This is a genomic window from Kitasatospora sp. NPDC001225, from assembly GCF_053597855.1.
This window is the reverse complement of the sequence record NZ_JBSFJC010000110.1, coordinates 1-20442: the sequence shown is the minus strand read 5'-3', so window position 1 is coordinate 20442 and position 20442 is coordinate 1. Positions and strand designations below refer to the sequence as shown.

General features: G+C 73.8%; 18 protein-coding genes. 5 read left to right on the top strand and 13 right to left on the bottom strand.

Translation table 11 applies throughout. The features are described 5' to 3' along the window. Positions 1–94: 94 nt before the first annotated feature. Genes ACWDCZ_RS29680 through ACWDCZ_RS29670 form a run of 3 tightly spaced genes read right to left on the bottom strand, consistent with a single transcriptional unit; the run spans position 95 to position 3488 of the window. Complete coding sequence (locus ACWDCZ_RS29680) at positions 95–1126, bottom strand: TolB family protein (protein ID WP_449817432.1); 1032 nt, start codon at positions 1124–1126, stop codon at positions 95–97. Beyond that, on the bottom strand, positions 1123–2517 hold the full coding sequence (locus ACWDCZ_RS29675) for an MFS transporter (protein WP_449817431.1): 1395 nt from the start codon (positions 2515–2517) through the stop codon (positions 1123–1125). The genes ACWDCZ_RS29680 and ACWDCZ_RS29675 overlap by 4 nt, the downstream gene beginning before the upstream one ends. Positions 2518–2522: 5 nt before the next feature. Beyond that, complete coding sequence (locus ACWDCZ_RS29670) at positions 2523–3488, bottom strand: alkaline phosphatase family protein (protein WP_380737306.1); 966 nt, start codon at positions 3486–3488, stop codon at positions 2523–2525. 260 nt (positions 3489–3748) lie between these two features. On the opposite strand from ACWDCZ_RS29670, the gene ACWDCZ_RS29665 reads away from it, so the two are divergent. Together ACWDCZ_RS29665 and cobC are read left to right on the top strand one after the other, a co-directional pair. Further along, positions 3749–4216, top strand: a complete 468-nt coding sequence (locus ACWDCZ_RS29665) for a cobalamin biosynthesis protein (protein ID WP_388045963.1) — start codon at positions 3749–3751, stop codon at positions 4214–4216. Between the two features lie 69 nt (positions 4217–4285). After that, complete coding sequence (cobC, locus tag ACWDCZ_RS29660) at positions 4286–5332, top strand: Rv2231c family pyridoxal phosphate-dependent protein CobC (protein ID WP_449817430.1); 1047 nt, start codon at positions 4286–4288, stop codon at positions 5330–5332. Between the two features lie 118 nt (positions 5333–5450). Here the strand turns inward: cobC and ACWDCZ_RS29655 are convergent, their stop codons facing one another. The 8 genes from ACWDCZ_RS29655 to ACWDCZ_RS29620 form a co-directional block, all read right to left on the bottom strand. Then, positions 5451–6518 carry a cobalamin-independent methionine synthase II family protein gene (locus tag ACWDCZ_RS29655; RefSeq protein WP_449817429.1) on the bottom strand — a complete coding sequence of 356 codons (1068 nt, stop codon included), beginning with the start codon at positions 6516–6518 and terminating at the stop codon, positions 5451–5453. Between the two features lie 96 nt (positions 6519–6614). Continuing rightward, entirely contained in the window at positions 6615–7208 is a 594-nt protein-coding gene (locus tag ACWDCZ_RS29650) for an HAD domain-containing protein (protein ID WP_049656658.1), read from the bottom strand. 71 nt (positions 7209–7279) lie between these two features. Beyond that, on the bottom strand, positions 7280–8377 hold the full coding sequence (locus ACWDCZ_RS29645; RefSeq protein WP_117490022.1) for an LLM class flavin-dependent oxidoreductase: 1098 nt from the start codon (positions 8375–8377) through the stop codon (positions 7280–7282). Positions 8378–8570: 193 nt separating this feature from the next. Further along, positions 8571–9179: a hypothetical protein gene (locus ACWDCZ_RS29640; protein ID WP_074001641.1), complete on the bottom strand. Its 609-nt coding sequence runs from the start codon at positions 9177–9179 to the stop codon at positions 8571–8573. Positions 9180–9399: 220 nt separating this feature from the next. Further along, positions 9400–10422, bottom strand: a complete 1023-nt coding sequence (gene glnII / locus ACWDCZ_RS29635; RefSeq protein WP_449817428.1) for a glutamine synthetase — start codon at positions 10420–10422, stop codon at positions 9400–9402. A gap of 287 nt (positions 10423–10709) precedes the next feature. Next, positions 10710–11735 (bottom strand): SCO1860 family LAETG-anchored protein, encoded by a 1026-nt coding sequence (locus ACWDCZ_RS29630; protein WP_449817427.1) that lies wholly within the window; start codon positions 11733–11735, stop codon positions 10710–10712. A gap of 126 nt (positions 11736–11861) precedes the next feature. Next, positions 11862–12539 (bottom strand): uracil-DNA glycosylase, encoded by a 678-nt coding sequence (locus tag ACWDCZ_RS29625; protein WP_049659571.1) that lies wholly within the window; start codon positions 12537–12539, stop codon positions 11862–11864. Between the two features lie 93 nt (positions 12540–12632). Then, positions 12633–13724: an amidohydrolase family protein gene (locus ACWDCZ_RS29620; protein ID WP_074001643.1), complete on the bottom strand. Its 1092-nt coding sequence runs from the start codon at positions 13722–13724 to the stop codon at positions 12633–12635. Between the two features lie 146 nt (positions 13725–13870). Here ACWDCZ_RS29620 and ACWDCZ_RS29615 point away from each other — a divergent pair, with 146 nt between their 5' ends. Then, complete coding sequence (locus tag ACWDCZ_RS29615) at positions 13871–14956, top strand: pyridoxal-phosphate-dependent aminotransferase family protein (RefSeq protein WP_117490014.1); 1086 nt, start codon at positions 13871–13873, stop codon at positions 14954–14956. An 85-nt stretch (positions 14957–15041) separates the two neighbouring features. On the opposite strand, the gene ACWDCZ_RS29610 is transcribed toward ACWDCZ_RS29615, so the two are convergent. Further along, positions 15042–16679, bottom strand: coding sequence for an APC family permease (locus tag ACWDCZ_RS29610; RefSeq protein WP_449817426.1), 1638 nt, complete (start codon positions 16677–16679; stop codon positions 15042–15044). 259 nt (positions 16680–16938) lie between these two features. Between ACWDCZ_RS29610 and tmpA the strand changes: the two genes are divergently transcribed. Further along, on the top strand, positions 16939–18513 hold the full coding sequence (gene tmpA, locus ACWDCZ_RS29605; protein ID WP_449817425.1) for a 2-trimethylaminoethylphosphonate dioxygenase: 1575 nt from the start codon (positions 16939–16941) through the stop codon (positions 18511–18513). 9 nt (positions 18514–18522) lie between these two features. Here the strand turns inward: tmpA and ACWDCZ_RS29600 are convergent, their stop codons facing one another. Continuing rightward, positions 18523–19365: a GntR family transcriptional regulator gene (locus ACWDCZ_RS29600; protein WP_234348617.1), complete on the bottom strand. Its 843-nt coding sequence runs from the start codon at positions 19363–19365 to the stop codon at positions 18523–18525. A gap of 411 nt (positions 19366–19776) precedes the next feature. Here ACWDCZ_RS29600 and ACWDCZ_RS29595 point away from each other — a divergent pair. Further along, on the top strand, positions 19777–20442 hold a 666-nt coding region (locus ACWDCZ_RS29595), incomplete at its 3' end, for an ABC transporter substrate-binding protein (protein ID WP_449817424.1).

Here is a 20442-nt window from a genome sequence, read left to right as displayed (position 1 = left end):
ACGCTCGATCAGGACGTCTGATCAGGACATTTGTTCGAGGTGCCTGATCGGGACGTCACACTCTGCTCGACGTGGGACGGTAGCCGAGAGTTCCTCAGCCCAGGTAGGCGGGGGCGACCGCGGCCTTGGTGACCGGCTCCGCGCGGCCCGAACCGTCCGCCGGGACGGTCCACAGGTCGGCGCCGTAGTCGCCGGGCAGGGCGTAGACCAGGGTGCCGGCGCCGGACCAGAGCGCCTGGTCGTCGATGTTGCGCTGCTCGGCGGTGGCGGTCTCGGTCATGGTGGCGAGGTCGAGCACGTACAGCCGCCACGGGGCGTCGGCGGGCAGGCCGGGGACGCGCTTCTTGTACGCGACGCGGGTGCCGTCCGGGGAGAGCGAGGGGCACTCGACGTTGTCGTGCAGGGCGGTGAGGGTGCGGGCGGTGAGGTCGCCGCGGACGAGGTGGGTCTGCCCGGCGCTGGCGAGGGTGGCGTAGAAGGAGGTGTCGTCGGCGAAGGTGACGCCCCAGATGTTGATGTCGTGCGCCTGGTACGGGCGGCCGTCCAGGACGACCGCGAAGTCCTCCAGGTTCTCCCGCAGGTTCCAGTCCCGGACGTCCACGATCGAGGTGCGGGTGGAGAAGTCGCTGCCCGCGTACGAGTCGCCGCTGACGAAGACCGTCCAGGCGGCGAGGTGCCCGGACGGCGAGACCCGGGAGCGGGTGGGGATGCCGGCCGCCGGGAACGAGCGGAGCTCGCGCAGGTGGTCGTCCAGGACGACGGCGCGGTAGGTGTCCTCCAGCGCGCCGTGCTGGGCCTGGAGGCAGATGCCGGTGCCGGCGGCGGCGTGGAAGCGCAGGCACTGGACGCCCGAGGCGGTGCGCGGGCCGTCCGGGTGGTCGGCGGCGACGGTGGTGATCTCGTCCCGGTGCGGGCCCCAGGCCATGTTGCGGAACAACAGCTGTCGTCCGCCGGACTGCACCTGTAGTGACACCGGGCCGGACGCGACGGACGGCCCGCCGGGCTGGGCCTGGTCCCGGCGGGCGGTGCGGTCGGCGGCGTAGAGGACGGCCCCGGTGCCGACCGCGCCGAGCAGCACGACGGCGACCAGCAGGATGATCACCCTGGTCCGGTTCCGCAGGTTCATCGGCTCTTCTCCTCCGGGGGCTTCACGACGACGGGTTCGGACGGGTGCGGCACCGCCGCGGCGGAGGGCTCGGACCGGCGCAGCACCGCCGCCGCGCCGAGCACGCACAGCGCCAGCGCCCCCGCCGACCAGCCCAGCGCCGCCGAGCCGCCGACCGCGCCCCACAGCGCGCCGAACAGCAGCGAGCAGGCGAACCGGGCCAGCGCCTGCCCGGTGCCGACCAGGGCGAGCCCGGCGCCGCGCTGCTCGGCGGGTACGGCGTCGGCGGCCGCCGCGGCGAGCACGCCGTCGGTGGCCGCGTAGAAGGTGCCGTGCAGCGCCAGCACGCAGAGCACCGCCGGCAGCCCGCGCAGCGGCGAGAGCAGCAGCCCGTACGCGAGCAGCAGCACCCCGTGCCCGGCGAGGAAGAGCCGGTGGCGGCCGATCCGGTCGGCGAGCGCGCCGAGCGGGACGGCGAGCAGCAGGAAGGCCGCGGCGGTGCCCAGCGGCAGCAGCGGGAACAGGTCGACGGGCAGGTCCAGTCGGCGCTGGACCAGCAGGTAGAGGAAGGAGTCGCTGACGGTGGTGAGGCCGAGCAGGACGGCGCAGAGCGTCAGCCGGCGCAGCCCCGGCAGGCGCAGCAGGGTGAGGCTAGCGCGCAGCGAGGGGGCGGGCGCCGAGGCGTCGTCGCCCTGCTGCCGGTTCGGCACGAACAGCAGCAGGATCAGCACGCCGAGCGCCGCGACGCACGAGCTGACCGTGAACACCGCGTCGTAGCCGTGCCGTTCGCCGCCGTCGGCGAGCAGCGGGCCGCCGGCCAGCCGCAGCACCAGGAAGGCGGTGAGCGGGCCGAGCAGGGCCCCGGCCGTGTCCATCGCCCGGTGCACCCCGAACGCCCGGCCGCGGTGGGCGGGTTCGGTGGCGAGCGAGATCATCGCGTCCCGGGGCGCGGTGCGCAGGCCCTTGCCGGTGCGGTCGACGGCGATCACGGCGCCGATCAGCGGCACGGTGTGGACGAACAGCAGCAGCGGCCGGCACAGCGCGGACAGCCCGTACCCGACGGCCGCGACGGCCTTGTGGCGGGCGGCGCCGTCGCGGTCGCGGCGGTCCGAGAGGTGGCCGCCGACCAGCCGGACCAGCGCGCTGAAGCCGTTCTGGATGCCGTCGAGCAGGCCGAAGCCGAGCGGGGAGAGGCCGAGGCCGGTGAGCAGGTAGAGCGGGAGGACGGCGGTGACCATCTCGGAGGAGATGTCGGTGACCAGGCTGACCGTGCCGAGGGCGAGGACCGCCCCCGGCACGGCGCCCCGCCGCGCCCGACCGGCGGCCAGCGCGGGGGCCGCCCCGAGGGGGGCCGCGTCGGCGGCGGTCGGGGCGGCGGGGGCCTTCGAGCTGCGGGAGTCCGCGACGTACACGGGCGTCAGTTCCAGATTCCGGTGATGTCGGCGGCGCCGGCCGAGTTGCCCGCGTGGGCGTTGACCCCGGCCAGGTCCTCCAGGGTGTGCAGCACGTCGTAGTGGTTGTACGTCGTGGCGGTGCTGCTGCCGGGGGCGACGTGGGCGCCGTAGACGAGGGTCGGGATGCGGTTGCCGGACAGCTTGTTGTCCTCGTCGAAGGTGAGCAGGAGCAGGCTGTTGTGGCTCTTCGCCCACTGCGCGTACCCGTCGAGGTTGGCCTGGAGCCAGGAGTCGCCGGTGCCGACGGAGCAGTCGTGCATGTCGTCGCAGAGGTCCGGGACGACGAAGGAGACCTTCGGCAGGGTGCTGTAGTCGCTCGGGAACGCGTCCATGCCGTACGCGCTGGAGGTGGGCACGTTGCCGAAGCCGAACCACGGGTTGTGCTTCTGGGCGTAGTTGCCGCTGCTGCAGTCGGTGGCGCCGGGGCCGGGCAGGCCCTCGTTGTAGCTGGCCCAGGTCTGGCCGGCGCCGATCAGCTCGGACGCGAGGTTGGGCTGCTGCAGGGCGCCGACGTCCACGCAGCCGTCGTCCACGATGCCCTGGGAGCTGCCGGAGAACAGCATGTAGTAGTTGGGCTGGCTGGGGTGGGTGAGCGCGTAGGACTGGGTCAGCGTCGCGCCGCCGGCCACCAGGGTGGTGTTGATGTACGGGGCCTTGGAGCTGCCGATCACCTGGGAGTAGGCGTGGTTCTCCAGGACGACGACGACCACGTGGTCGGGCGCGGGCAGGCCGGCGGCGGCGCCCGCGGCGGTGTCGGCGGCCGCGCTGCCGCCGGCGGCCCAGAGGCCGAGCGAGCCGGCGACCAGGCCGAGGCCGGCGGCCAGCGCGGTGAGCGGGCGGAGCGGGCGCGGCCGGCGGCGGCCGGGGCGCGGGAGGGGGGCGACGGCGGAAGAGGGGGTGCCGGGGGTGCGCAGTCGTGCGAAGGCCATGGGGTCCTCCGGATGTCGGGGCTTCCTGGCGGGAGCGCCGAGAACAGTAGGAGTGCCGCGGTGACGTGTACCGCACAAGACAAGTGAAGAACAGACGAACAGCTGCCGCGCCCCGGCGGACCGGCGGCGTCGGCAAGAGCATCGGGAAGGGCGTCGGGAGCGGCGACGGCACCGGCGTCGGATCTCACACCCGCCGCGATTGACCCGTTCCGCCCGGGCGTGGTGGGATCACCGGAGCTTGGGACGAAAGGGTGCGGCACGTGAGCGGACTGGTCGCCGTCGTCCCCCGCACCCTGGTGGTCGGGATCGGTGCCAGCAGCGGCGCCGAGCGGACCGAGGTGCTGCGGCTGCTGACGGACACCCTCCGGGAGGCCGGGCTGGACCGCTCCGAGGTGGCCCGGCTGGCCACCGTGGCGGGCAAGGCGGACCACCCGGCGGTGCGCTGGGCGGCCGACCACCTCACCGGGGTACCCGTGGACGAGCACCCGCCCGAGGCGCTCGCGGGCGTGCCGGTGCCGAACCCCTCCGCCGCCGTCGGTACGGCCGTCGGCACCGCGAGCGTGGCCGAGGCCGCGGCGCTGGCGAGCGCGCCGGGGGGCCGGCTCGTGGTCACCAAGCGGAAGTCGGCGCGGGCCACGGTCGCGATCGCCCGGGCGGCGGCGCACGGACGGCTCGCACCGCTCGACCTCGGCGACGACCCGCGGCCCGCCGCACCACCCGGCCCGTAGAGCCGCATCACGTCCACCACCAGTCGCGACCACCCGAACCAGCCGCACCACCCAGCGAGGAGACCCCGCGTGACCGCCCCCGAACCCGACCTGCGCCACCACGGCGACGCCGAGGTGCGCGCCGACGGGCTCGGCCTGGTCGACCTCGCCGTCAACGTCCGCACCGGCACTCCCCCCACCTGGCTGCGCGAGCACCTCGCGGCCACCCTCGGCGACCTCGCCGCCTACCCCGACCAGAGCGCCGCACGCGCCGCCGTGGCCGCCCGGCACGCCCGCCCGGCCGAGGAGGTGCTGCTCACCTCGGGGGCGGCGGAGGCCTTCGTCCTGTTGGCACGCGTGCTGACGCCACGTCACATCGTCGTGGTGCACCCCCAGTTCACCGAGCCGGAGGCGGCCCTGCGGGACGCCGGACACCACGTGCACCGGGTACTGCTCTCCCCCGGGGACGGCTTCCGGCTGGGCGCCGTCCCCGAGGAGGCGGACCTGGTCGTCCTCGGCAACCCGACCAACCCGACCTCCGTGCTGCACCCCGCCGAGGCCGTCGCCGCACTGGCCCGGCCGGGGCGCACCCTGGTGGTGGACGAGGCGTTCATGGACACCGTCCCGGGCGAGCGGGAGTCCCTCGCCTCCACCCGGGACCTGCCCGGCCGGGTCGTCGTGCTGCGCAGCCTCACCAAGACCTGGGGGCTGGCCGGACTGCGGATCGGCTACGTGCTCGGGCCCGCACCGCTGATCGCCGACCTCGGCGCCGCCCAGCCGCTCTGGCCGGTCTCCACCCCGGCGCTGGCCGCCGCCGAGGCGTGCAGCGGCCCGGCGGCGCTCGCCGAGGCGGAGCTGGCGGCGGCCGAACTAGCGCTCTGGCGCGAGCACTTGGTGAAGGGCCTGGCCGCCTTCCCGTCGGTGCGGCTGTACGGCGAACCGGCCGCCTCCTTCGTCCTGGTACGGCTGCCGAACGCGGCGGCGGTCCGGCGGCGGCTGCGCGAGCACGGCTTCGCCGTCCGGCGCGGGGACACCTTCCCGGGGCTGGGCGAGGAGTGGCTGCGGATCGCCGTCCGGGACGAGGCGACCACCGACCGGTTCCTCAACGCCCTTGAGGCCGTGCTCGGTTCGGCCTGACCGGCGCAACACCAGCCCAGCCCCGGCCGCCGTCCGCCCGCCCGTCAGGCCGGGCGAGCGGGTGGATGGCGGGGCGGGCGGACGCACAACAGCACACCCCCGGCCGACCCAGCGAGCGCTACTGGAGCCCGAGCGCCTCCGCCGCCAGGGCGGTGCCCTTCACGCGGGCCGCGATCTTGGCGAAGGCGGTGTCCCGCGAGGTGGAGGCGTCGTCTGCGAACGGTGAGAATCCGCAGTCGTCGGTCGTGCCGAGCTGGTCGACCGGGATGTGCCGGGCTGCGGCCAGCACCCGGTCCCGCACCTCCTCCGGGGTCTCCACCCTGGGGTCGATCGGGTCGGTCACTCCGACGAACACCCGGATTCCGGGGCGGAGTTGATCCGCGATGACGGCGAGCACGCGGTCGGGGTCGGCCTCGCTCGCCAGCTGCACGTAGAAGTTGCCGACCCTGAGCCGGAAGAGCTTCGGCAGCAGCTCGGCGTAGTCGACGTCCAGGCTGTGGGTGGAGTCCTGGTCCCCGCCCGGGCAGGTGTGCACGCCGAGGCGGGCCCGCTCCTCCTCGGCGAACCGGTCGAGCACCTGGTTGTTGAGGGCCACGAAGTCGTCCAGCAGACTGCCCGACGGGTCCAGCTTGAGCGACAACCGGGCCTCGGTGAAGTCGAGTTGGACGACGTGGGCGCCCGCGTCCAGGCAGCCGCGAATGTCGGCCTCGGCCTCGTCGGCCAGGTCCTCCAGGAAGTTCTCGCGCGAGTACCCGTCGATGCCGTCGGCGGGGTAGAGCAGGCTGAGCACGGAGGGTGCGATGACGGCCTGCTTGACGGGCTGCGAGGTGTGCCGCAGGGCGTCGCGCAGATAGGTCTCGGCACGGACCCGGTACCGGAAGGGTCCGGCGGTCAGCCGCGGCAGCTGCCGGGTGTGTCCGTCGGCGAAGGGGATGACGGCGCCGTCCCCGGCAAGGGAGGTCAGCCCGGCGAGGGGGTACGTGACGAAGCTCGGCTTCGCCTGCTCGCCGTCCACCAGGACGGGGCAGCCGAGCTCCGCCAGCCTGGCCAGGGTGTCGGCGGTGGCCTCGTCCTGCAGCTTCTTCAGGTCGGCGTCGGACAGCCGCCCCTCGGCGTGTTCGGTCAGGGCGTTCAGCAGAGTGCTCGGCCGGGGGATGCTGCCGATGGGCTCCGTGAGAATGGTCATGACGGGACGGTAGAAAGGGCGGCGCCCCGAGCACAACGGGGCGCTCGGCGCACTCCGCTCGACCGTTCACACCTCGCGCGCCCCGCCCTTCTCCGTTCACGCCCCTGGAACAGCACACCCCTCCGCCCAATCCCGTAGCGTGGCGAAGTCGTCGGCGAGCAGGCCGAGTCGGGGGTTGACGTGCAGGGCGAGCGCCGGGCCGGGGTGGTTCGCCTCGATCCACTCCTCGTCCCGCGGGCCGAGTTCGTCGTCCACCCAGACGAACGGGCGTCCGGCGGCCCAGGCGACCACGTCCCTGGTCTTCCAGTGCAGCCCGTCCCGCGCCTCGCCGAACAGGTCGGACCAGCTGATGTACGGGAGTTCGGGCAGGCCCAGGTGCGGCCCTATGTGGGTGTTCGCGTCGCCCATCCAGCCGGTGGCCCACACCAGTTCGTAGGGCAGTGCCAGCAGTTCCGCGCCGTGCGAGGGGTTGAGCCAGACCCGCAGCGGCTTGACCCGGACGGCGGGGGGCTTGGCGTGCCTGGCGCGGGTCGCCTGCCGGGCCTGGACCGCCGCCAGGTGCTCCTGCTTCGCCACCCACCAGGAGGGGCGCAGCCGGTGGGTGGCGTAGCCCTCGGGCCTCCGCTTCGGCGCGGCGTAGGGGTTGAGCGGTCCGTCCACGTCGAGGAGGAGCAGGGGCTGCTGGGTCATGCCATGAATTCTCGGTCCGGCGGGGGCGCTTGACCAGCGGTTTGCGGGTCGACGCGCGGAGCGGGCGCCCGCTACGGGCGGGACCACAGGTTGCGGGCGGCGAGCAGCGGGAGCACGCCCTCGCCGAACCAGTACGCCTCCTCCAGGTGCGGCATCCCGCTCAGCACGAACTCGTCGACGCCCAGCCCGTGGTACTCGCAGATCAGGTCCGCGACCTCCCGGTGGCTGCCCACCAGCGCCGTCCCGGCGCCGCCGCGCAGCAGCCCGATGCCGGCCCACAGTCCGGGGTACACCTCCAGCCGCTGCGCCGAGCCGCCGTGCAGCGCGAGCATCCGCCGCTGGCCCTCCGACTCGCTCCGGGCGAGCGCCCGCTGGGTCTCCCGCACCCGCTCCGGGTCCATCGCGGCGAGCAGCCGTTCGGTCTCCGCCCAGGCCTGGGCGGCGGTGTCCCGGGTGATCACATGCAGCCGGATGCCGAACCGTACGGTCCGGCCCCGGGCGGCGGCCAGGCCGCGGATCCAGCGGATCTTCTCCCGGACCTGGGCGGGCGGTTCGCCCCAGGTCAGGTAGACGTCCGCGTGCTCGGCGGCGACGTCGCCGGCGGCCGGGGAGGAGCCGCCGAAGTACACCGCCGGGACCGGGTCCGGCAGCCGGTTCAGCCGCGCCCCCTCGACCCGCAGGTGCGGCCCGTGGTGGTCGACCGTCTCCCCCGCCCAGAGCCGCCGGGTGATGCCCAGGAACTCCCCGGTCCGCGCGTACCGGGCGTCCTTGTCCAGGAAGTCCCCGTAGGCGCGCTGCTCGGCGGACTCCCCGCCGGTCACCACGTTGAGCAGCAGCCGCCCGCCGGACTGCCGCTGGTAGGTCGCGGCCATCTGCGCGGCCAGCGTCGGGCTGATCTGCCCGGGCCGGAACGCCACCAGGTACTTCAGCCGCTCGGTCACCTGGCTGAGCATCGCGGTGGTCAGCCAGGCGTCCTCGCACCAGGCCCCGGTCGGCGTCAGCACCCCCTCGAAGCCCAACTGCTCGGCGCTGCGGGCGATCTGGCCGAGGTAGCCGACGCTCGGCGGCCGGTCCGAGCCGGCCGTGCCGGGCGTGGAGCCGTGCCCGCCACCGACGATCAGCCGGCTGTCGCCGTTGGTGGGGAGGAACCAGTGGAAGGTGAGAGCCATGGACGGACACACTCCTGGGGCCGGTACTGCCTGCGGTCGGTTGACGGAACCCGCCGACCGCGACACCCGTCCGCCCACACCCGCCCCAGGTCCACGTGCAGACGGCGCACGAGAAGGGGGCGGTCCGGAGCAGTCATGGCCCGATTCTCCGGGACCGCCCCACCCCGATCAAGACCTGATCGGAACCGGCTCGCTACCGCGCCGTCCAGCCGGTCCAGCTGCCGTTGGTGTCCCGGGCCCGGGACCAGGTCCGGCCGTCGGCGCCGGGCACGTCGATGCGGAAGGCGCCGCCCATGGTCGCCGCGGTGATCTCGACCTTGCCGGCCATGGTGCCGCCGAGGGACTTCCAGTCGGTCAGCTTGGTGGAGTTGGCGATGGTCGACCGCGTGTACACCGCGTGGTTGGTGCCGATCACCAGGATCAGGCGGGTGCCGTCCCGGAAGTCGAAGAAGGTCGCCCCGCTGCCGTAGCTGCCGCCGCAGTAGAACGTGCCGCCGAACAGCCGGTCGCTGCAGGTCGTGACACCCGGCACGGGGGTGCTCCCGGAACCGGCCGGCTCGACGGCGAGGCCCTGCGCCACACCCGGCCCGGCCGGCTTGCCCGGCGTGATCGGCACGCCCGGCCTGGGAGCGCCCGGCACCGTGGTCGGCGCACCCGGCGAGGGAACGCCCGGCACCGTGATCGGCACGCCCGGCGTGGTGGCGGTGGTCCCGCCGGCGGCCGAGGCGGGAGCCGCAGCCGCGGCCAGCCCGATGCCCGCGAGGGCGGCGGCGGAGACGAGGGCCGCCTGGATCTTCTTCATGAACGCTCCTGAGTGAACGGTTCGGGCCGCGGGCGGCGACCGGTCGGCGCGCGAGCGCTTCCCGGCGCCCGCCCGTCGGGCCCTCTCCGGTAGCAACGGGAGCCCCGCTCGGCCGAGTTCAACGACTGGTCCGCCGATTTCGCGGAGCCGACCGGAACGCCGCCGGGCCTCCCCTCACATGGAGGGGAGGCCCGGCGGACTGCTCAGGAGACGCGGCGGATCAGACCTGGCCGGCCTTCTCCAGGGCCTCGCAGCAGGTGTTGATCAGGAGCCGGGTGACGACGTAGGGGTCGACGTTGGCGTTCGGGCGACGGTCCTCGATGTAGCCCTTCTTCTCCACCTCGACCTGCCACGGGATGCGCACCGAGGCGCCGCGGTCGGAGACGCCGTAGCTGTAGACGTTCCACGGGGCGGTCTCGTGCTTGCCCGTGAGGCGCGACTGGATGTCGTGGCCGTACTGGTTGACGTGCTCCAGCACCTTCTCCTGCGAGGTGCCGAGCGACTCGCAGGCGGTGATGATGGCGTCGTAGCCCTCGCGCATCGCCTTGGTGGAGAAGTTGGTGTGGGCGCCCGCACCGTTCCAGTCACCGCGGGCCGGCTTGGCGTCGAGGGTGGCGTCGATGCCGAACTCCTCGGCGGTGCGGTACAGCAGGTAGCGGGCGATCCACATGTCGTCCGAGACGGTCAGCGCGTCGACCGGGCCGATCTGGAACTCCCACTGGCCGGGCATGACCTCGGCGTTGATGCCGCAGATGGCCAGGCCGGCGTCGATGCAGCGGTCCAGGTGCAGCTCGACGATCTCGCGGCCGAAGACCTCCTCGGCGCCGACGCCGCAGTAGTAGCCGCCCTGCGGGGCCGGGAAGCCGCCCTCCGGGAAGCCGAGCGGGCGGGAGCCCTTGAAGAAGGTGTACTCCTGCTCGATGCCGAAGATCGACTCCTGCGAGGCGTACTTCTCGGCGACCTCGCGCAGCAGGGCGCGGGTGTTGGAGACGTGCGGGGTGCCGTCCGTCTCCAGGACCTCGCAGAGGACCAGGATGTTGTCGCCGCCGCGGATCGGGTCCGGCGTCACCCGCACCGGGTCCAGCACGCGGTCCGAGGCGTGGCCCTCGGCCTGGCTGGTCGAGGAACCGTCGAAGCCCCAGGTCGGGATCTTGTCGGCGTTGGGCAGGACGCGAGTCTTGGAACGGAGCTTCGCGGTCGGCTTGGTGCCGTCGATCCAGATGTACTCGGCCTTGATTGCCACTGCGTGTCCCTCGCATTGCTGGGTGGTGGGTGCCCGCGTAGCGTCGCAAGCCGCCGTTTCCCGGTTGTTCCTCTTGTGTAACGCGCAGGTGAACCAACCGTCCGCATTGGCACGGTCACGGTGCGGGAGTGCCGGGGGCGACACTCCCGCCGTTCCGGGTGCCATGAGTGATGACGTGGGTACGTTCAGTGACGACGCGTGATCAGCGCCACCCTGTGGTCAGCGGAGCCACACGGTCAGTACCGGCGGACGGTCAGCGCCGGCGGGCGGTCAGTACCGCCGCCCGGTCAGTGCCGGCGGGCGTGCGCGGCGCGACGGCGCCGGGTGGCCCACAGCGCGGCCGCCCCGCCCGCGACCAGGGCGGCGGCCCCCGCGGCCAGCGGGCCGGTGGCGCTGCTGCCGCCGGTGGCGGCCAGCTTCTCCGACTTCTCCGGCTTCTCCACCGCGGCCTGCGGAACGGGGGTGCGCGAGGCGGTGGTGTCGGCGACCGGCTCGACGGCGGGCGCGCTGGTGGGCGCGGCACTCTGGGTGGCCGGGCCGGACGGGGTGGCCGCCGGCCCGGAGGGCTTCTCGCAGCTCACCGAGGCGACGGTGACCTTCCCGGTGACCTTGGCGACGTTCAGGTTGAGCGGGTTCACCTCCACCTGCACCTCCAGGGCGGAGGCGGCGGCGGTGGTCGTGGTGACGGTCTTCTTGGAGAACTCCACCGAGACGCTGCCGACCAGCGGCACGTCCACCTTGGTCGGCCCGTACAGGCCGACGGTGACCGGCTTGCCGAGCACGCTGAGCTTGAGCGGCGCGACCACGTCGGCGGTGGGCTGCCCGTCCACCGGGCAGCTGGCCTCGGCGCTCATCGCCTCCAGGCCGAGCAGCGCGGTGGCGGGCAGGCCGGGGGCGTGCACGTCGGCGTTGACCAGCTTGACGGAGGCGGTGGCGCCCTTGGCGTCGACGCGGGTGACCGACTTGCCGACGTCCGCCTTGACCAGGGTGACCGGGCCCGTCTGGTCCACCCCGGCCACCGTGGCGGTCAGGATCGAGCCGTCGCGCTGCGCCGGCGACTCCACCTTGTTCAGCGCGATGTTCACCGGGACGTCCACCGCCTTGTTCAACAGGCTGACGTCCAGGTCGAGTTCGGCGGTGACGGCGCGCGCCTTACCGGGCGACGACGGGGCGGGCTCGGCCGCCTGGACGGGCGCGGCGGTGAGCAGTGAGCTCGCCACCACGGCGGTGGCCGCGGCGGCGGAAACGATTCGGCGAGAGGACGGGCAAGCGGACGGGCGCGAAGACGAGGCCGAAGACGGGCGAGAAGACAAGGCGGTACCCCCACACAGATGAAACGATGAGCCGCCAGTCTTCTCGAACAATCCGTCACATGAGTAACACAGAACGTCATTTCACCCGTTGGAGTGAGATTGGCGTTCTGCGCTGACCCATCTCTGCTACGGCAGCCGCCAGTCCACCGGCTGCGCCCCCTGCCGCACCAGCAGCTCGTTGGCCCGGCTGAACGGCCGCGAGCCGAAGAAGCCGCGGTCGGCCGACATCGGGCTGGGGTGCACCGACTCCACCGACGGGACGTTGCCCAGCAGCGGCCGCAGGTTGCGGGCGTCGCTCCCCCACAGGATCGCCACCAGCGGGCCGCCGCGCGCCACCAGCGCCCGGATCGCCTGCTCGGTGACCGCCTCCCAGCCCTTGCCCCGGTGCCCGCCGCTCTTGCGCGGCTGGACGGTGAGCACCCGGTTGAGCAGCAGCACGCCCTGGTTCGTCCACGGGGTGAGGTCCCCGTTGGACGGCTCCGGCAGGCCCAGGTCGGTGCCGTACTCCCGGTAGATGTTGATCAGGCTCGCCGGGATCGGCCGCACCTCCGGCGCCACCGAGAAGCTGAGCCCGACGGCGTGGCCGGGGGTCGGGTACGGGTCCTGCCCGACGATCAGCACCCGCACGTCGGCGAAGGGCTGCTGGAAGGCGCGCAGCACGTTCGGGCCGGAGGGCAGGTAGGTACGGCCTGCGGTCAGCTCGGAGCGCAGGAAGTCGCCCATCGCGGCGACCCGTCCGGCGACGGGTTCCAGGGCGGTGGCCCAGCCGGGCTCGACGATCTCGTTCAGTGGACGCGGTGCCATGGTCGCCACCCTATCGGCCTACACCGACACGGCTTTCAGCGGATGATCATGTGATCGAGAGGGCCCGGCGGGCCGGCGGAACCCCCGGCGCGGCTACCCGACCGGCCGCCCCCGCAGCACCACCAGCCGCGGGTCCGCGAGCACCCGGACGTCCGCCCGCGGGTCCTGCGCGTACACCACGAAGTCCGCCGGCGCGCCCTCCTCCAGCCCCGGCCGCCCCAGCCACGCGCGCGCTCCCCAGCTCGCCGCCGACAGCGCCTCGGCCGGGCTCAGCCCCGCCTTCACCAGCTCCGCCACCTCCTCCGCGACCAGCCCGTGCGCCAGCGAGCCGCCCGCGTCGGTGCCGACGAACACCGGGATGCCCGCGTCGTGCGCGGCGCCCACCGTGGCGTACCGGCGCTCGTGCAGCCGGCGCATGTGCGCCGACCAGGCCGGGAACTTGGCCTCGCCGCCGGCCGCGAGGTCCGGGAAGGTCGCGATGTTGACCAGGGTCGGCACGATCGCCACCCCGCGCTCGGCGAAGACCGGGATCAGCTCCTCGGTCAGGCCGGTGGCGTGCTCGACGCAGTCGATCCCGGCCGCCAGCAGGTCCGGCAGCGACTCGGCGGAGAAGCAGTGCGCGGTGACCCGGGCGCCCTCCTCGTGCGCCGCCGCGATCGCCTCGGCCAGCGCGTCGCCGGGCCAGCAGGCGGCGAGGTCGCCGCGGTCGCGGTCGATCCAGTCGCCGACCAGCTTCACCCAGCCGTCCCCGCGCCGGGCCTCGGCCCGGACGTAGGCGGCCAGGTCGCCGGGCTCGATCTCGTGCGCGTAGTTGCGGATGTAGCGGCGGGTGCGGGCGATGTGCCGCCCGGCCCGGATGATCCGGGGCAGGTCCTCGCGGTCGTCGATCCACCGGGTGTCGGCGGCCGAGCCGGCGTCGCGGATCAGCAGGGTGCCGGCGTCCCGGTCGGTGAGCGCCTGCTTCTCGCTGGTCTCGGCGTCCACCGCGCCGTGCGCGTCCAGGCCGACGTGGCAGTGCGCGTCCACCAGGCCGGGCAGCACCCAGCCGGTCACCGTCCGGACGTCCCCGGCGGTCGGCGGGCGGGTGAAGCTCACCCGGCCGTCCACCACCCAGAGTTCGTCCCGGACGTCCTGCGGACCGACCAGCACCCGACCCCGCACGTGCAGCACCGCGCCATCGCTCATGGCCGCACTCTACCGACGGGCGGGTTCCGTGTAAGCAGTCACAATGCGGCAGACTCGTTTCCGCACCCCCACCCCGCACGACCCCCGCGCGGCCCCCGCGCGACTCCCGCGAAACCCCGCGAAACCCCGCGAAAGGCGATACCGACGTGAGCCCCTTCCTCGACCTGCCCCCGCTCAGCGCCGCCGAGTTCGCGGCGATCGAGGACCAGGTGGCCGCCCTGCTGCACACCGGGGCCGACGTGATCGTCACCCAGGGCGAGGCGCTGCTCCCCCTGGAGGCCGCGATCCGCGGCGCCGCGCACCCCGGCTCGACCGCCCTCAACGTCGTCACCGGCCCGTACGGGCAGACCTTCGGCAACTGGCTGCGCTCCTGCGGGGCGAAGGTCGTCGACCTGGCCGTGCCCTTCGACAGCGCGGTGAGCGCCGAGCAGGTCGCCGCGGCCCTGGAGGCGAACCCGGAGATCGACTTCGTCTCCCTGGTGCACGCCGAGGCCGCCACCGGCAACACCAACCCGGTCGCCGAGATCGGCGCCGTGGTCCGCGAGCACGGCGCGCTGCTGATGCTCGACGCGGTGGCCTCCGTCGCCGCCGAGCCCGTGCTCACCGACGAGTGGGGCGTCGACCTGTGCGTCATCGGCGGCCAGAAGGCGATGGGCGGCCCGGCCGGCGTCTCCGCCGTGTCCGTCTCCGAGCGCGCCTGGGCGCGGATCGCCGCCAACCCGGCCGCCCCGCGCCGCTCCTACCTCTCGCTGCTGGACTGGAAGGAGCGCTGGACCGACGCCGGCCGCGCCGTACTGCCGCACGCCCCGGCCCAGTTGGAGATGCTCGCGCTCGGCGCCTGCCTGGACCGGATCGCCGCCGACGGCCTGCCCGCCGTGATCGCCCGGCACCGCGCCGCCTCGGCCGCCACCCGGGCCGGCGTCCGCGCGCTCGGCACCCTGGCCCCGTACGTCGTCGAGGACGCCCACGCGGCCCCGGTCGCCACCACCCTGCGCACCCCGGACGGCGTCGACGCGACCGCCCTCGCCGCCCGCCTCGACCCGGCCCTGCCGGTCCAGCCGGGCGGCGGCGCGCTGGCCGGCTCGATGCTGCGGGTCAACCACTACGGGCGGGCCGCCTCGCTGGACACCGTCCGCGCCTGCCTCACCGGCCTCGCCGCCGCCACCTCGGCCGACCCGGCGCCCGCCCTGGCCGCCGCCGAGGCCGCCTGGAACGCGACCGTCGCGGCCTGACGCGCGCACAGCGACCGTCACGGCCCGACGCGCGCACGGCGGCGGCCCCGGGAACAGCTCCCGGGGCCGCCGCCGTACCCGGCCGTCAGTGCCCGTTGACGTCCACCACCTCCACGCCGCGGATGTTCCGCTCGATCTCCTCCGCCGGCAGCGCGATCGCCAGCGCCCAGTAGTAGACGACCAGCGAGAACACCACCACGACGGCGATGTCCCACCACAGCGGCAGGTTCCCCTGCGCGCCCGCGCCGAAGGTGCCCTGCCAGGAGACCACGCCCATGCCGAGCAGGTAGACCGGCAGCCACTGCCCGGCCCGGAAGTCCATCCGGGGCGCGTTCGGCATCCCCTTCGAGCGCGCGTACCAGGAGTACCCGCCGAGCAGCAGGTAGCCGATCACGATCGCCAGGCCGAGCCGCCACAGGGTGTCCCAGCCGGACCAGTAGATGACCAGGCTCGCCACCACGAAGGCCAGCGGCGAGACCACCGAGCCGCCGGGCAGGTGGTACGAGCGCTCCATCCCCGGCAGCCGCTTGCGCAGCACCCCGAAGGCCAGCGGGGCGCCCGCGTACATCAGCACCACCGCCGAGGTGATGAAGCCGACCAGCCGCTGCCAGCTCGGGAAGGGCAGGAAGCAGATCACCCCGGCCACCCAGGCGATGAGCAGGCCGAGCCAGGGCACCGCGCGCTTGTCGGTGGACTGCAGCGCCTGCGGGGCGTAGCCGTTGCGGCTCAGGCCGTAGGTGACCCGGGAGCTGGAGGTGATGTAGACCAGCCCGGTGCCGGCCGGTGAGACGACCGCGTCGATGAACAGCACGGTGGCCAGCCAGCCCAGGCCGATCAGGGTCGCCAGGCCGGCGAACGGTCCGCTGATCCCGGGGTAGTCGAGCGTGGTCCAGCCCTTGGCGAAGGTCTCCGGCGGCAGCGCGCCGACGAACACCACCTGGAGCATCACGTAGACGACCGTGCCGATCACCACCGAGCCGAGCACGGCGCGCGGGATGTCCCGGCGCGGGTTGCGGCTCTCGCCTGCCCACTGGATGGCCTGCTCGAAGCCGAGCAGCGCGAAGATCACCCCGCTGCTGCTGATCGCGGCGAGCACGCCCTTGGCGCCGTCCGGGGCGAAGCCGTGGACGGTGAAGTTGGAGCCGTGGAACTCGGTGAGGCCGAGCGTGACGATGGTCAGCACCGGGATGGCGACCTTCCACACGGTGGCCGCGCTGTTGGTGTGCGCGAGCAGCCGCACGCCGAGGAAGTTGACCGCGACGAAGACCCCGAGCAGGAGGGCCGCGACGACGAACCCCCAGCCGGTCAGCGTCAGGTCCTTGTTCAGCAGGCCGTCCGCCCAGCTCCAGTGCTGGGCGTAGTTGATCATCGCCTGCACCTCGATCGGCGCGATGGTCGCGGCCTGCAGCCAGGTGAACCAGCCGAAGGACATCCCGGCGAACCCGCCGAAGGCGTAGTGCGGGTAGCGCGCCGTGCCGCCCGCCACCGGGAACAGCCCGCCCAGTTCGGCGTGCACCAGCGCCAGCAGGATGATCGCCACCGCGCCGACGCCCCAGGACACCAGCGCCGCGGGCCCGGCCGCCACCGCCGCCTTCTGCGCCCCGAACAGCCAGCCGGAGCCGATGATCGCCCCGACCGAGGCCCAGAGCAGTCCGATGACGCCGACCTCGCGCCGCAGCGCGGTGTGCCCCGAGCCGGGCGGATTGGAGGAGGAATGGGCCATTGCTCGCACCTCTCATATATCGGGACAAATCCACCCCGACAGTGCCGCAGCCCCCACCCCTCCCCCACCGAAACGCGCGGCGCCCCGCACCCCCTCACCCGAACAGCCCGCCGGAGCGGCCCACCGGGCACAGTTCCCGTGGCGTTCACCCGCCGGGCACGTGGAACTCACCGAGGGCGGGCAGGCTCCCGGCAGGGCTGAAGTTGGCTATACAACTTCAGCCGACACGACAGCCGTAGTGCCGCCGAGGAGAAGACCGATGACCGAGCTGCCGCCGTACTGGCTGCGCGACAACTGCCCGTGCGCCGAGTGCCGGGACCCGCGCAACGGACAGAAGCTGTTCCAGATCCACGAGCTGCCGCCGGACCTGGCGGTCGCCGCGAGCACGGAGGCCGACGGGCACCTGGAGGTGCTCTGGTCGGACGGGCACCGGTCGCGGTACCCGCGGGAGTGGCTGAACGGGACGGACGAGGGCGACGGGCGCACCGAGCGGGGCAAGCGGCTCTGGACGGCGGCGGACTTCGCGCCCGGCCTCCCCGGGGCGTCGTGGGAGGCCTACCTGACCGACCCGGCCGAGCAGGCCGCGGTGCTGGCCGCCGTACGGGACAGCGGCTTCGCCGTGCTGCGCGGGGTGCCGACCGTCGAGCGGCAGGTGCTGCGGGTGGCGGAGAGCTTCGGGTACGTGCGGGTCACCAACTACGGGGAGCTGTTCGACGTCCGGGTCGAACCGTCCCCCAACAACCTCGCCTTCACCAGCGTCGCCATCGCCCCGCACACCGACAACCCGTACCGGGACCCGGTGCCGACCCTCCAGCTGCTGCACTGCCTGGAGAACTCGGCGACCGGCGGCGACTCCGGACTGGTGGACGGCTTCAAGGCCGCGGCGGTCCTCCGGGAGGAGGCGCCGGAGGCCTTCGAGGTCCTCACCCGCACGCCTGTCCCGTTCGTCTTCCGCGACCGCCGCACCGAGCTCCGGGCCGACCGCCCGCTGATCGACCTGGACCCGAAGGGGCGGATCCGCGAGGTCCGGTTCAACAACCGCTCGACCGGCACCCTGCGCGGATCGGGCCTGGACGCCTTCTACGCCGCCTACCGCCGCTTCGCCGAGATCACCCTGCACCCCGAGCTCCAGCTCACCTTCCGCCTCGGCCCCGGCGACTGCCTGGTCTTCGACAACACCCGCCTGCTGCACGCCCGGACGGCCTTCCAGCAGGACGGCCACCGGCACCTCCAGGGCTGCTACGCCGACCTCGACTCGCTCTCCTCCACCCTCGCCGTGCTGCGCCGCCGCGCCGCCGCCCTGGACACGATCGCCGCGCTGTTCGCCGGCGAGGGCGCCGCGGAGTACCTGGGCGAGGAGGTCACCATGGCCGAGCACATGCTCCAGGCCGCCGCTGCCGCCGAAGCGGCCGGGGCGCCCGACCACCTGGTCGCCGCCGCGCTGCTGCACGACGTCGGCCACTTCCACGGGGCCCTGCACGGAACGGATCTGATGCAGGGTCAGGACAACCGCCACAGCGACTCCGGGGCCGACTGGCTGGCCCGCTGGTTCGGCCCGGAGGTCACCGAGCCGGTCCGGCTGCACGTGGCCGCCAAGCGCTACCTGTGCGCGGTCGAGCCCGGCTACCGGGAGAAGCTCTCCGCGGCCTCCGAGTACACCCTGACCGTCCAGGGCGGCCCGATGGACGAGCAGCAGGCCGCCGCCTTCGCCGAACTCCCGGGCGCGCGGGACGCGGTGGCGGTGCGGCGCTGGGACGAGCAGGCGAAGGAGGCCGGCGCCCCGACGCCCGGCTTCGCGCACTACCGCCCGCTGCTCGCCGCGCTCATGCGGTAGCCGAAGGGCTCAGTCCAGCTCCCGGGCATGCCGCGAAAGCGCCGACGTGGCCAGGGAGTTGTGCACGCTGAACGCCACCGTCCCGGGCAGGTAGCGGTCCTGGGACCACTCCACCGGCGTGCCCGTCGGGTCGGTCGTGCGGCGCCGCTCGCGCAGCAGCGGACCGCCCCGGCGGCAGCCGAGCAGCCGGGCGTCCTCGCCGTTGGCCGGGACGATGTCGATGGTGTGGTCGGCGTCGGTGAACAGGATGCCGTGCTCGCGCAGCACTTCGGTGTGCGAGACCACGTCCGGCGGCAGTTCGGCGACGATCTCGCCGACCCGCGGCGGGTAGACGGTGCGCTCGACCATCACCGGCGTGCCGGAGAGCGTCCGCAGCCGGACGATGACGTACACCTCGGCGCCCTGCTCCAGGCGCAGTTGCTCGCGCTCGGCGGCGTCGGCCGGGCGGCGCACCAGCGAGTCGAGGATGCCGCCGGGCTCCTCGCCCATCGAGTACGCCCAGTGCGTGAAGCTGAGCAGTTCGGAGAAGCTCTGCACCCGGGCACCGCCGAGGACCACCCGGCGGGTGCCGCGGCGGGAGGTGACCAGTCCGTCGGAGCGCAGCACCGCGAGCGCCTGGCGGACGGTGCCGCGGGAGACGCCGTACTGCTCGGCCAGCGCGCCCTCGGCGGGCAGCCGGCCGGCCTCGCCGTACGCGCCGGTGGTGATCGCCTCGCGCAGGTCGGCGGCCACCTTCCGGTACAGCGCGCCGGGGCGCTCCGCCGGGGGTTCCCCGGCCGCCGAGGGGGCTCCGGCCGCCGGGCTCCCGTCCGCGGCCGGGGGGCCCTCGGGGCGCTGGGGCTCAGTTGCCACGTCAGTCAATGTCCCTCCTGGGGCGGTGTCCTGCGCAGCCGTACCGGCGCGGACAGCCCGACCTTACTCCGCTGCGCCTTCGAAGCATCGCACCGAACGGATCACGCTCCGATGGCCGGATTCCACCGTTCCCGCACCCGACCCCGGCGCTGGGGCGTCCGTTCACCTTCCCGTCACCGGACTCCGGCGTACTTACTGCCGTCAGCGAAGTTGGCTAGTCAACTCGGACGACGTCGATCGATCGCTCACCCCGGTCGGCCCGCCGCCCTCCGCAAGGCCTCGCGAACCTTCGCAAGGCTTCACGAACCTTCGCAGGCCGTCCCAGGCCTTCGCGATCCTTCGCGAGACGCCAGCCCGCGGAACCCCCCGCGAGCGCCCTCGCAGTACGCCCCCTTAACAGGAGACTTCCCCGTGACCGTGCACCGCGCCCGCGCCGCCGCCTTCGCGGCCGTCCTGACCGCCGCCGCGCTCTCCCTCACCGCCTGCGGCTCCGCCGGTTCGAGCGCCAAGTCCGGCGACGCCGCCCAGGGCGGCGCCAAGGACGCCAAGACGGCCACCTCCGCCGCCGACTTCGGCGGCATGGACGGCCTGATCGCCGCCGCCAAGAAGGAGGGCAAGCTGCACGTCATCACGCTGCCCCGGGACTGGGCGAACTACGGCAAGATCATCGACAGCTTCAAGGCCAAGTACGGCATCGAGGTCGAGGAGGAGAACCCGGACGGCTCCAGCCAGGACGAGATCAACGCGATCAACTCCCGCAAGGGCCAGGACCGCGCCCCCGACGTGGTCGACCTGGGCAGCGCCTTCGCCCTCCAGGCGGTCAAGGACGGCATCCTCGCCCCCTACAAGGTCGCCACCTTCGACAAGGTGCCGGACACCATGAAGGACGCGAACGGCGCCGCCGTCAACGACTACGGCGGCTACGTCTCCATCGGCTGCGACGCCAAGAAGATCGCCAACTGCCCGAAGACCTTCGCCGACCTGCTCAAGCCGGAGTACAAGGGCCAGGTCGCCCTCAACGGCAACCCGACCAAGTCCGGCTCCGCCTTCGGCGGCGTCTACGCGGCCGCGCTCGCC